The sequence below is a fragment of the Segatella copri genome (assembly GCF_019249655.2).
GTDB lineage: Bacteria > Bacteroidota > Bacteroidia > Bacteroidales > Bacteroidaceae > Prevotella.
Genome location: NZ_CP137557.1, coordinates 4,118,609 through 4,131,722, shown reverse-complemented (window position 1 = coordinate 4,131,722; position 13,114 = coordinate 4,118,609). Strand labels below are relative to the sequence as shown.

The 13,114-nt window shown below is 44.9% G+C and carries 6 protein-coding genes and 1 tRNA gene; 2 read left to right on the top strand and 5 right to left on the bottom strand.

What is annotated here, in order from left to right:
* Nucleotides 1-187: 187 nt before the first annotated feature.
* The 3 genes from KUA49_RS16705 to KUA49_RS16695 all read right to left on the bottom strand — a co-directional run bounded on the left by KUA49_RS16705 (nucleotide 188) and on the right by KUA49_RS16695 (nucleotide 7,985).
* Entirely contained in the window at nucleotides 188-2,113 is a 1,926-nt protein-coding gene (locus KUA49_RS16705) for a GH32 C-terminal domain-containing protein (RefSeq protein WP_218412724.1), read from the bottom strand.
* Nucleotides 2,114-2,240: 127 nt separating this feature from the next.
* Nucleotides 2,241-4,541, bottom strand: coding sequence for a TonB-dependent receptor (locus KUA49_RS16700; RefSeq protein WP_218412723.1), 2,301 nt, complete (start codon nucleotides 4,539-4,541; stop codon nucleotides 2,241-2,243).
* A gap of 645 nt (nucleotides 4,542-5,186) precedes the next feature.
* Nucleotides 5,187-7,985, bottom strand: a complete 2,799-nt coding sequence (locus tag KUA49_RS16695; RefSeq protein WP_218412722.1) for a substrate-binding domain-containing protein — start codon at nucleotides 7,983-7,985, stop codon at nucleotides 5,187-5,189.
* 257 nt (nucleotides 7,986-8,242) lie between these two features.
* Between KUA49_RS16695 and KUA49_RS16690 the strand changes: the two genes are divergently transcribed.
* Nucleotides 8,243-9,661 carry an aspartate ammonia-lyase gene (locus KUA49_RS16690; RefSeq protein ID WP_218412721.1) on the top strand — a complete coding sequence of 473 codons (1,419 nt, stop codon included), beginning with the start codon at nucleotides 8,243-8,245 and terminating at the stop codon, nucleotides 9,659-9,661.
* A gap of 107 nt (nucleotides 9,662-9,768) precedes the next feature.
* Here the strand turns inward: KUA49_RS16690 and KUA49_RS16685 are convergent, their stop codons facing one another.
* Together KUA49_RS16685 and KUA49_RS16680 are read right to left on the bottom strand one after the other, a co-directional pair.
* Nucleotides 9,769-10,614 (bottom strand): helix-turn-helix domain-containing protein, encoded by an 846-nt coding sequence (locus tag KUA49_RS16685; protein WP_218412720.1) that lies wholly within the window; start codon nucleotides 10,612-10,614, stop codon nucleotides 9,769-9,771.
* Nucleotides 10,615-10,886: 272 nt separating this feature from the next.
* Nucleotides 10,887-10,960: transfer RNA gene (locus tag KUA49_RS16680), tRNA-Met, on the bottom strand.
* A gap of 257 nt (nucleotides 10,961-11,217) precedes the next feature.
* On the opposite strand from KUA49_RS16680, the gene KUA49_RS16675 reads away from it, so the two are divergent.
* Complete coding sequence (locus tag KUA49_RS16675; protein WP_218412719.1) at nucleotides 11,218-13,107, top strand: LptF/LptG family permease; 1,890 nt, start codon at nucleotides 11,218-11,220, stop codon at nucleotides 13,105-13,107.
* Nucleotides 13,108-13,114 lie beyond the last annotated feature (7 nt).

Sequence of the window (13,114 nt, the reverse complement as noted above, 5' to 3'; positions counted from 1 at the left end):
ATAGTTAAGTTTTTATAAAGTCTTTCCATCAATAGTTGTATTTATTATGAGCGCAAAAATACTAATTCTTTTTGAAACAACCATCATTTTTTATCAAAAAAAAAGTCGCAACCCATAATATTTTCAGGTTGCGACTCATTACTATTAACATTAAAACCTACAATTCGACCATATAATATCTACGTGATTACAAACCAAGTTTGTGAACCTTCAGATTCTTGAATTCAGCCTTGCCATCCTGGGTGTAGAGCTTCACATTCTCGTATGGAGCTACAGGGAAGACGAGGTTGGTCATGGCGATGCGACCGCCATCTACGAAGAGCTCAACAGATGACTTATCTACGAAGATATCAACATGATAAGTCTTCTTGCCATCCTCGCAAAGACTCAACGGAGCCCAGGTAGCCAGAGCGAAATCGTTCTTGTAGTTGATGGAGTTGGCAATGCGGGCAGGCTCCTTGCCTTCTGCTGCACGCTGCTTATCCCATGCCAACTCGATATCGTGAGGAACTGCCTGCTTGCCGAAATCGGTCAAACCGCTCTCTGTTCTATCCATTACCACCTTGCCCTGCTTCATATCGAAGTAAATCAGGGTGCGCTCACGCTTGTTGTTTGAAATCTCAATACCGGCAATGCCGTTGGCATCTGGAGTAACATCAGCCTCAATCTCAAATGCACCTTCCATATTGGCTGCAACACCCTTCAAATCCTTGGCATCGGCAACAGAAGCATCAGCCAAATCCTTGGTTTCCTTTCTCAAAGCATATACTTCAGGAGCTACATTTTCAGAAACATAATACTTGCCATTCTTCTCGTAGAGTTTCAACTCTCTTGGCAAACCATTGGCACCACGGTTCTGCTTGAACGGAGTAAGGTTGGCATACTGCCAGTTGCTCATCCAGGTGATACCCAGAACTCGGTCGCCGGTGTTAGAGAAGGTAACGGTAGCATAGTGATCCTTACCCCAATCGAGCCACTTTACTTCGTTGGCATCAGGACAGGTAAACTTCTTGCCATCGAAATCACCTACGAAATACTCGGTAGCACTACCACCAAACCAACAGCCTGGATTGATATTCATGGTCATCACCCACTTCATCTTCTTCTTATCACCATTTACAGGCAACTGGAAGAAGTCTGGGCACTCATACTGACATGGCTGCTGACCCAAGCCCTTACCAAAGGCACTCACGTAAGTCCATTTCTTGAGATTCTTTGACTTGTAGAAGCGGGTCTCTTTATCAGCAGAAACAATCATATACCAGCATTTTCCCTTCTCATACCAGAACACCTTAGGGTCACGGAAGTCCTTCAAGCCATCGAATGGAGTTAACACTGGGTTGCCCTCGTACTTGGTAAAGGTGCGACCATTGTCATTGCTATAAGCGATGCACTGCACCTCATCATGGTTTACACTACTGTTGTTGGTATAGATGGCGATGATGGCATTCTTGCCGAAACCTGCCGTATTCTTCTTATCCACAACCGAGCTACCAGAGAAGATATGACCTACAGGGTCGCGGGCGATGGCTGGATCGAGGTGTTCCCAATGAACGAGGTCCTTGCTTACGGCATGTCCCCAGTGCATATTGCCCCACTTGCTTCCGTATGGGTTATACTGGAAATAGAGATGATACTCACCATCCTTATACACCATTCCGTTAGGGTCGTTCATCCAACCATAGAGCGGAGTGAAGTGATAAGATGGGCGATAGTAATCGGTGTTGGTAGTATCGAATGTATCGCTGAGCTTCATGAGATTCACAGCCAAGGCATCTTTCTTCAAACCGAGAATCTTGACAATAGCCACATTACCCTTGACCGACTTACCTGCAGCATTCTTCTCCAAAGAGAATGGCACGAAGTAATCTACACCATTCTGTGCCAGACGCACATCCATCCAGGTATCTTCCTTATCACCGGTGCTCAAGATAACCTGAGCCTCATCCTTCTCTTCCTGAATAGGGAGAAGAAGGTATTTGGTAGGATTCTCTACCTTGACGATTGTTGTATCACCCTTGTGTTCGATATTCATCTTCTGTGCAAAAGCAGAAGTGGTAGCTGATGCCATCAACATGAGGCAGGCAGCCTTCATCATATTGTTTGTTTTCATTGTAAAACTATTGTTAATTGTTATTGTTTATATCTATTGATATGTAGTATTGTTTTCGTTATTATCGACAGCCCTATACCTTATTATATATAGGAGCTGTCGATTATATGTATTGGAATTAAAACGCTTAGAATTTAAGCGAAGCTGTGAATTCAACCGTGAATGGACGGAGATAGCTACCCGTCATTATCTGGTTCTTGATTCCCTTGGCCTCATCCTTGGTAATCAGCTCGGCACCTGCGATACTACCCTTGGCACCAGTCTGGTTGAGGAAGTTGACCACCGTGCAACCGAGAGACAGGCGCTTGGTTGCCTGCCAGTTCAAACCACCAAAGGTCTCCCAGTGACCGTTGAAGTAATATGCCTCATTGATGTTGGCATAAGTCTTACTGAAATAACGGAAGCTGGTCCAGAGCTTGATGTCCTTGGTAATCATGTAACTTGGATCCAACTCGATGAGAATCTCAGGAATCTCGGCAACGATATTGCCAGTGGCATTAATGTTGCCAGGGGTACCATCACTGAAGGTAACCGATGTCTCATATTTCTTGTAAGTTGGCTTCTGATAAGTGAAGAGGAAGTGGAAATCGAATCCCTTGAAAGGATGAGCCACAGCATCGGTTGTCCAACCCCATGTCTGAATATCGTAAGCCATAGGAGCTGCCTTGATTTCACTGCCATGCTGCAAGTTCAGAGTTGAGTTGTTGTTGGTCTTTGAGATGTAAGAGAACAACGATGTCAAACTCAACCATGAGTTATTGTAGTAGATACCTGCACGACCGAGTGGCACAGAAATCTTATCCGTATTTGGCAATGTAGCTGGGGCAAAAGCCTCGAACTTAGGATGCTGAACGATGTAAGTGAAATCGCCAGTGAAGCCGAAGCTATCGGTCAACTTATAAGTTGCTGCTACAGAGAAATCGTAGTTCAACCAGTTGTAACTCAAATCTGCCGGAGCAATCTTGGTTCCATCTGCTGCCGTAGCACCGAGATAGTAATCGGCGAAACGGCCTACGAATTCACCCTTTGCATTCTTCACTGCTGCGTTTTCACCCTTCAGCTTCTGCCACTCCAGACGGGCACCATAGTAGAGGTTCAACTTATTGGTGACATCCCAATCGTGAGTGAAGTAGAGAGCCAGCTTGTTTTCGCTTCCCTTATAATACTCAGAGGCGTTCTTGTTGAAATCGTAGAAATAGCCATTGCGCTGGTTGGCATCCCAAACTCGCAAGGCATAATTGCCATCTGCAGGAACACTCTGGTCATACATGGTTGTATTTGAGCAATAATCGATATGGTAAAACCACTCATTCACGCCAAGACGGAAGGTGGAAGTACTGAATTTCTTGCTGAGCTCGGTGGTGAAAAGAGCCTCATCAATCTTACCGGCATTGAGACAGGACATACGGGTCTGAACATACTGACCATCGTAAGCCTTAGTCTGTCCGTCGATGTCGCGATACATATAATTATATACGCCCTTGTTAGCCTCGTTCTTCAAATCGATGATAGACATTGGTGACTGGTAAACCATCGCACCACGTGAGTGATCGTACTTCAAGGTAGCCTTCCAGTTCAAACCGTTGTCAAAACGGTAGTTGTTCATCAGGGTTACCTCGCTTGTCTTGTTCAGACAGGCATCATAGAGAGAAGTCTGCTTCAACTCACCAGTACGCATATCGCGATAAGTCATCTCGTTATCAATAGGAAGATAAGAGGTGGTTCCGAGCTTGAAGTTGCCATACTCCTTCACGCTTCCATCACCCACATAAATGAATGGCGCACTCTGGGTGGCATAGTTATAGACATTATGACTGTTGGCATACTTATACATAGCGGTAAATTCACCACGGTTGCCGTTATACTTCTTGGTGAGGAGCGCCTTGTAAATCTGAGTACGGTCCTGATAAGGAGTTGACTTGATTTTGAAAGTTCCTGGGTCGAAATCCTGATACATGTTAAAGCTGTAATACCAGTCGCTTCCCAAGTCACCGTTCATATTCAGAGAGAATTCCTGCAATCCGAAGTGATTGCTCTTATAATTCAGCGTACCATTGAAACCTTTCTGACCCTTCTGGGTAAAAGAGTTCACTGCATAACCGATATTACCTGTAGTGATAGCTGTCTCCGCAATCTTGAGCAATCCCTGATGGCTCAAACTTGCATCGCCACGCCAGATGGTATTGACAGAATGAGGATTGGTTGCGTAAGTTACAGGTAAGCCATTCTCCAATACGTTAACATCGGCAGAAGGCAAACCTATCTGAATCTCACGAGGACCATTCGCACTGGCTGCATTGAGCATCACATTACGGTTACCCTCTTCCTTAGCACTTGAATTATCATCCTGTGCAAAAGCTGCTGTAACATTTACCAATGAAAGTGCAAGCATCATAGCTGCGCTCTTTCCATTTAAAAAGTTGTGCATACTTAAAATTTCTAATTTGTTAATCCTATTTTTTATTTCTGCTGCAAAGTTATATAAAAACAGGTATAATAGCTTTAAAAATCTCTACATATAATAACAAATTCCGTTCATTGCAACATAATTGATATAGCATGAACGGATTTTATTAGGAACTACAAGCACTATCAAAGGGAAAAGAGAGCTATAAAATGAAAACAAAGATGCCCAAAAATGAAAAGCAGATACCCATAAACGAAAAACAGCTGCTGGTACTCACCCAACAGCTGCCCTTACTGATTTCCCAAAAACTAACTTTTCTTTTTCCCTAAAACAACTAAACCTAAAAACAAATTTCTTTTTTTAAAACAACTAAACCTACAACCTGAATTTCTTTTTCCCAAATCTAACTAATCATTACCTGAAACAAACTTCTTACCTTCAAGTTCACTTCATACCTCTTGAATACTCAATCCTATAACCTTAAAAACATAAACCTATGAAAATGCAACTATTTCGCATGAAACAATTATAAACTTTTAAACTCTGGTGCAAAGGTATGAAGTTTTGGTGAAAGTGATGTACACTTATCGTTCAAAAAGTGACGAAAATGATACATTGAAACAATTTCCCCACTAAATGAACGATATTTCCCTTTATTTTCACGATTTATGCCCCAATTTCACCCGGCAGCATGCCGTATTCTTCCTTAAAACACTTGGTAAAATAAGACGGAGCAGAGAAACCTACATCATAGGCAACCTCAGAGACACTCATGCTGCGGCTTTCAAGCAGTCGCTTTGCCTTAGCCAAACGAGCCTTACGGAGCAAATCTACCACCGAAGATCCCGTCATCGCCTTCACCTTGCGATAAAGCTGAACGCGGCTCAAACCAATCTGCTTACCAATATCCTCTACACCAAACTCGCTGTCGGAGAGATTTTTCTGGATGATGGAATGCAGCTGCTTGAGGAACTGCTTGTCACGATCTTCCAGATGCGACTCTGCTATTTCCAGCTCAGCCTCCTTGGAACCCTGGAAAAGACGCTTCAGAAGCTTGCGCTGTTTCAGGAGGTTCTCGATACGAGCCAGGAGCACCTTGCTATGGAATGGCTTGGTAATATAGGAGTCGGCTCCATGTTCATAACCTTCTGCACGATGCTCCTCCAGATTCTTTGCCGTGAGCATAATGACTGGAATATGCGAAGTAGCCGTATGGGTTTTCAACTGTTCGGTGAACTCCAAGCCATCCATCACCGGCATCATCACATCGCAGATGACCAAATCCGGAACTTCCTTCTTGGCTATCTCCAATCCTTCCTTGCCATCCACAGCCTCCATTACTATATAATCATCCTGCAAAAGCGTATGCTCATACTGACGGATATCATTGTTGTCATCAATGACCAGAATGGTTGGCTTATTGGTATTCTCGCTAACCAACTGCTGTACTTTTCCACATTTCCTCACGCCATCATCGATATATTGCAGTACAGACTCGTTTACAACATTCTTATTATCTGAATTAGAATTACTTACAGAGTTATCCACATCCTCATCTTCCATGTGGATAACCAGTGATTTATCCACCTGTTCACGTGGGATTTCCACTATAAAGTCAGACCCCTTTCCCAATTCACTCTCAACCCAGACTTCACCATGATGCAATTCCACAAACGACTTGACCAAAGCCAAGCCGATGCCGGTACCGCTGGCAGCCCCCTTAGCCTGGAAGAAGCGCTCGAAGATCTTATCAGTCTCTTCCTTCTCGATTCCCTTGCCGGTATCTCTCACATCCAGTCGGAGTTTCTCACCTTCATCTTTCAGGGAAACAAAGATGTCGCCACCAGCAGGAGTATATTTCAAGGCATTGCTCAAAAGATTGAAGATTACTCGGGCTATCTTCTCCTTATCGGCTACCACTTCATGACTGCCCTTGAAAGCCGCTATATCCAGATGGAGTTTGATTTGCTTGCGTTCGGCAGTAAGCTGGAAATCACCCACCCATACCGTCAAGGTTTTCACGATGTCGAAGCGATAAAGCTTCAAGTCCATCTTTCCGTTCTGAATCTTGCGGAAATCGAGGATGCTACTCACCAGCTGCTGCAGGGCGATGGCATTACGCTGCACCATCTTGAGCAGTTCCCGACTTTTGCCTTTGATGCCGCTATCTTCCAGTAGCATCTCCACAGGGTCGGCAATCAACGTTAACGGAGTTCGAAGTTCATGACTGATATTCGTAAAGAATACCAGGCGAGAATGGGTCAGTTCCATAACCTCCTCATTCAGACGCTTCAATTCTTCGTTCTTTACTTCCAGCTCCCCATTCACCCGCTTCAGTTCATCATTGGTTTTAGCCAGTTCCTCGTTGAGTTTCGCCTTTATCACATAGCCACGGAAAACCATGGTAGAGGCAACCAGACATACCAAGAGGAACAGGCACAATCCTACCAGCATGATTTTCTGAGAGTTATAATCAGCCAGATATCGATCAACCTGTTTATGCAAGGTTTTCAGATTGCGGGCTTGTCGCTCTGCATCCCTAGCCTCCATCAAGGTGAGTTCAGCATTTGCCTTGGTAATGATAGAGGTACTCATATAGTTATCGCGCTTATAAGGTTGACGCTTCAGAATCTTCATTGCCAGGGCTATCACCTCATCGCCCTTGGTAGGATAGAGATAGGAAGCCTCGAAGATGCCGTCACGCACCAGTTCCAGGCCACCACCCTCGGTAGCCATTCCATCCACGCCGGTATATTTATAGTTGCGCTTCACACCCATCTGCTGAACTGCCACATAGGCACCCCATGCCAGCCGGTCGTTGTGGGCAAAGACATAATCAAAATCTTGCGTCTTCTTCAAGATTCTTTTCATTGCCCTTATACCACCTTCTTCCTTCCAGTTTCCACTCTCAGAAGCAACCATCTGAATACCAGGATAAGATTTGATGGCATCCATAAAGCCACGATGACGCTCCATGGCAGGCGATGAACCTTCCAAGCCACCTATTTCGACAACACGTCCATGCCTCTGCAACTGCTGGGCAACAAACTTACCCATCGAATTGCCTATGGTATAGTTATCACAACCGATAAATGCCGTATATTTGTCAGAATTGGTCTTGCGATCATAAAGTATCACAGGAATACCTTTGTCGTGAGCACGATCCACAGCCTTTGAGATGGCGCTCAACTGATTAGGAGAGATGATGAGCAGATCGACCCCCTCGTCTATAAACTGGTTAACCTGCTTGTTCTGCAATACATTATCATCATTCGACGAAGCAAGTTTCACTATGATGGAATCATTGAGATACTCACTCGTCTTCAACTCATCATTGAGCTTATCACGCCAGACATCCTCTGAGCATTGAGAAACACCAATGACAAACTTCTTGGGTTGCTTGCTACAGCTGCCTAGCAACACGAGAAATGCCATATATATAATAAGGTGCAAATAACGTTTCATATCGCTTATACGCTTGTTATATTAAAAGATTGTTCACTTAGAGAAAGCCTTAAAGAACGACTTTTCGGTGCAAATTTACAACTTTTTTTTGGTTTTCTATCATTTGGTTCGTTTTTTACAAATATCAAGCAAAGATTTTTAAAGAAGATTATCAAAAAATGCATTAATTTTGCACCCAGAAAGATATATAAAGATATATAACGAGAAAAATAAGCAATCGACAATAAATAGTATAAACAACAAAAACTGAAAATATTATGGCTGAAGAGAAAAAATTTAGAGTAGAGTCAGACCTTTTAGGTGAACTCAAGGTTCCAGCTGAAGCACTTTATGGTGTACAGACACAGCGCGGTATCAACAATTACCACATCTCTCGCAAGACGATGTGCAGCTATCCAGACTTCATCATCGCTATCGCATACGTGAAGCTGGCTGCTATTGAGACCAATCATACCCTCGGCGTTATCAACGACGAGATTTCAGGTGCCATCTCTCAGGCTTGCCGCGAAATCATCGAAGGCAAATGGCATGAGAACTTCCCTATCGACATGGTACAGGGTGGTGCAGGTACATCTGTCAACATGAACGCCAACGAGGTAATCGCCAACCGTGCACTCGAAATCATGGGCCACGAAAAGGCTGACTATCAGTACTGTTCTCCTAACGACCATTGCAACTGCGGTCAGAGTACCAACGATGTATATCCTACTTCTATCCGCCTGGCTCTCATCCGTATGAACACCCATCTGATAGGTGCCCTGACAGGTTTGATCAGCGCATTTCGCTATAAGGCAGATGAGTATGCCGACGTTATCAAGATGGGTCGCACCCAGTTGCAGGATGCTGTTCCTATGTCTTTCGGACAGGAATTCAACGCATACGCCAACAACCTGGAAGAGGAAATCCTCAACCTGGAGCGCAACGTGAAGCTCCTGCACGAAATCAACATGGGTGGTACAGCCATCGGTACCGGCTTGAATGCCGTTCCTGGCTTCGCCAAGCTCTGCGCTGCTAACCTCAGCAAGCTGACAGGTGAGAACTTCGAGACAGCTACCGACCTGGTAGAGGCAACCCCAGATACCGGTGCTTACGTAAGCTACTCTTCAGCTCTGAAGCGTCTGGCTATCAAGTTGTCTAAGATCTGTAACGACCTCCGTCTGATGGCATCAGGTCCTCGTTGCGGCTTGAACGAAATCAACCTTCCTCCTAAGGCACCAGGTTCTTCTATCATGCCAGGCAAGGTGAACCCTGTGATCCCAGAGGTAACCAACCAGGTTTGCTTCAAGGTAATCGGTAACGATGCCACAGTAAGCTTCGCAGCAGAGGCAGGACAGTTGGAGTTGAACGTAATGGAGCCTATCATCACAGAGAGTCTCTTCGAGAGCTTGACATGGATGAAGAATGCCATCGAGACTCTGACATCAGAGTGTATTCTCGGCATCACCGTGAACAAGGAGCGTTGCTACGAGATGGTAAAGAACAGTATCGGTATCGTAACCGCACTTAATCCCATCATCGGATATAAGAAGAGTTCCAAGGTGGCTAAGGAAGCTCATGCTACAGGACGCTCTGTTTATGACATTGTCATCGAGCAAGGAATCATGAGCAAGGAAGAACTCGACAAGGCACTCGACCCTAAGGAGATGCTGCAGTCGCACAAGTTTACGCTGAAATAAATTTTTCCATAACCAGTCAGCTTATTAGCTGAAATTACAAGAAACCTGTAAGCGTATTCCCAATTTGGAATATAGCTTACAGGTTCTTTTTATATCATTTCAAAAAATCATTCCTGGTTGCGATAAGCCAGCGGCGACATTCCCGAGCGGAGCTTAAAGAAATTGCTCATGGCACTCTGGTCGCTAAAATGCAGATAATCCGCTATCTCTCTCATCGTCATATCCGATTGTTTCAGAAGATTACATATCTCCTTATACAATAAGGATGTGATGTGGTCATTCACCGTGGTTCCTGAAATCTCCTTGATCATTCTCGAAAGATAAGGAGAAGATACGTTCAGCTTATCGGCATAGAATCGAATCTGCCGCTCGGTGCGGAAATGGCGATACAGGAGATGGAGAAATATCTCATATACCTCTTTCTTATGCCGCAAATCGCGAGTAACGGATACATTCTCGTAGGGAAGCTCTGATACCAGGAGCTTCAATACATTCACCATCGACTGTATCATCTCCACCTTATAGATATGCTGATGGCGTACGATGTCGCGAATCATGTGGAAGATATCGAGAGCTGCCTTCTGCTTGTCGGCAGACAACTGATACACCACATCGGCAGAGATTTCCTCATCCACCAGGATAGCTTCCGCCTCGAAATCTGCCGACATGTCAGAAAAGGCAATGACATGCTTGGGCGAGATAACCAGCAATTCGCTAGGTATCAACATTCTCTCTGGCACATCGGTTTCAGCTCCCTGCTGCAGAACCTGCATTTTGATGTTTCCCTTAGTCACCAATACTAGTTTGGTAAACAGAGTGCGCTCTAGAGCCATCTCTTTCAATTCATTCTCGCATAAATCGTCTATATAGATATGTGCGGCATAAGCCCCAAAAATGCTTTCAAGATGGTGTTGGGCGGCAAACTCCTTTAAATTATAAACTTGCTGCTTCATAAAGACTCATAATTTTTAGTTGGGGACAAATTTACAATTTTATTTTGGAAAATGCAAGAAACGTATGGATAAAAAATGTGAAGAACTTAAACAGCCAAATGTTATCAACGATGTTTTTCCAACAACACAACCACTGAAAATCAAGCTATTAAGATAGTTTTCCACAGTTATCAACAGATACTTGGATAACTTTATGAAACCTGAAGTGGAAAAGTGTGGAAAAGTTTGGCGCACAAAAAAGACACTAACTTTAAAAGTTAGTGTCTTTAAAGTAGCGGGAGGGGGCCACGATCCCTCGACCTCCGGATTATGAATCCGACGCTCTAACCAGCTGAGCTATCCCGCCATCCTTACAAGTCATTTCTGAATTGCGGGTGCAAAGGTACAACAATTATTTGATTCCACCAAATTTTTTCGGAGAAATTTTCAAAAAAACTTTTATTTTTTTGTTTTTGCCCCTTTTTCACCCCATTTACACCTATTATATATATAAAAAAAGCGAAAAAGAAAGGTTTTCTGATTTTTTTGTGTTAACTTTGCACGCTGAAACTGTCAAGCCCCAGAATAAGTAGGATGGGAAGACAGTAAACTTGATAAAAAGAAATGTTTAGAATTAAGAAATTAGACATATTTATAGCCAAGCAATTTGGACTCCTTTTCATGGGAACCTTTTTCATCTGCCAGTTTGTGCTGATGATGCAGTTCCTGTGGCGATATATCGATGACCTCATCGGTAAGGGAATCTCTATGGACGTGATGGCGCAGTTTTTCTGGTACATGGGCTTGATGCTCGTGCCGCAAGCCCTGCCGCTCGCCATCCTGCTTTCCTCACTGATGACGTTCGGTAACCTGGGTGAAAGTTCCGAGCTCACAGCCATCAAGGCTGCCGGCATCTCACTGATGCAGGCTTTCCGTTCGCTCATCATCATCACCGTCATCATCATGTGCGGCTCGTTCTATTTCCAAAACAACGTAGGCCCGAGTGCCAACCAGAAACTGGGACAGCTCCTGCTCTCCATGAAGCAGAAGAGTCCGGAACTGGAAATCCCAGAAGGAATCTTCTATGACGGCATTCCAAACTGTAACCTCTATGTGCAGAAGAAAGACCTGAAGACGGGTAAGCTCTACGGCATCATGATCTATCGCATGACCGACAGTTATGAAGATGCAGCCATCATCCTCGCCGACTCGGGCATGCTGCAGAGTACCGCCGAAAAGAAGCACCTCGTTTTGACGCTCAACAGCGGCGAATGGTTCGAAAACATGCAGAGCAGCGAATTCGGCAACAGCGCAGCCGTACCATACAGAAGAGAGACCTTCATCACCAAGAAGATCGTGCTCGACTTTGACGGAGGCTTCAATCTTGCAGATGCAGCCTCGCTATCCAACAATGCCAAGGCAAAGAGCCTCTCCAAGATCTTCCACGACATCGATTCCATCAACGGACAGTATGATTCCGTGGGCAGGAACTATCTCAGCGAAGCCAACGTCCGCTTCTACAGACTTGCCACGGTGGGTCAGAAAGACTCGGCAAGACTTGCTAAAAAAGGGCAGACGGAGAATTTCGACACCTTATATAATAGGCTCCCCAACGACAAGAAGCTGATGGCACTCAACGATGCCAAGATGACGGTGCAGCAGGAGACGAGCGACCTCGACTTCAAGGCGATGATGACCCACGATGCCGACTATATCGTAAGACTTCACGAGATAGAAGCCATCCAGAAGTTCACGCTGGCACTGGCATGCCTGATCTTCTTCTTCATCGGTGCGCCTTTGGGAGCCATCATCCGAAAGGGAGGTCTAGGATTCCCGGTAATCATATCCGTATTGGTGTTCATCATCTTCTACATCCTCGACAATACGGGCTACCGAATGTCACGACAGGGTTCGTGGGCCATCTGGTTCGGTAAGGGACTGGCACCAGCCGTGCTTACTCCCGTAGCCGTCTTCGTGACCTACAAGGCAACCAACGACTCTACGGTATTCAACATGGAGCTATACAAGAACTTCTTCATGAAGCTGCTGGGTCTGCGAATCAAGCGCCACATCTTCGGCAAAGAGGTAATCATCGAAGACCCGAAATACAGGGAAGATGCCGCATCGCTGGAGAAGCTGAACGGCGACATCGCTATATATAATAAGGTACACGAGCTGAAGAAGCTTCCTAACTTCATCAATGTGTTCTTCAAGTATCAGCCTGACCACGAGATAGAACGCATCAGCGAAGAACTGGAGAAGGTGATAGAGGACCTGAGCAACACCAAGAACAGGGTGATTCTGCACAATCTCAACCTCTACCCTATTCTCGCGACCAAGGCCCACACCCGACCATTCGAGCAGAAGTGGCTCAACATCGTTGCAGCCATCATCGTACCAGTGGGCATCGTGCTGTACCTCAGAATGTGGCGCTTCAGACTCCGTCTCTATCGTGACCTGAATGTCATCAGACAGAGTAACGCCAACATCATCAGTCAGATAAACAAAATGTAACTAACAA

Bases quoted from the DNA above. Each gene is read 5' to 3' on its own strand.
- KUA49_RS16700 (WP_218412723.1), bottom strand. From the start codon at position 4,541: ATGCACAACTTTTTAAATGGAAAGAGCGCAGCTATGATGCTTGCACTT.
- KUA49_RS16685 (WP_218412720.1), bottom strand. From the start codon at position 10,614: ATGAAGCAGCAAGTTTATAATTTAAAGGAGTTTGCCGCCCAACACCAT.
- KUA49_RS16690 (WP_218412721.1), top strand. From the start codon at position 8,243: ATGGCTGAAGAGAAAAAATTTAGAGTAGAGTCAGACCTTTTAGGTGAA.
- KUA49_RS16705 (WP_218412724.1), bottom strand. From the start codon at position 2,113: ATGAAAACAAACAATATGATGAAGGCTGCCTGCCTCATGTTGATGGCA.
- KUA49_RS16675 (WP_218412719.1), top strand. From the start codon at position 11,218: ATGTTTAGAATTAAGAAATTAGACATATTTATAGCCAAGCAATTTGGA.
- KUA49_RS16695 (WP_218412722.1), bottom strand. From the start codon at position 7,985: ATGAAACGTTATTTGCACCTTATTATATATATGGCATTTCTCGTGTTG.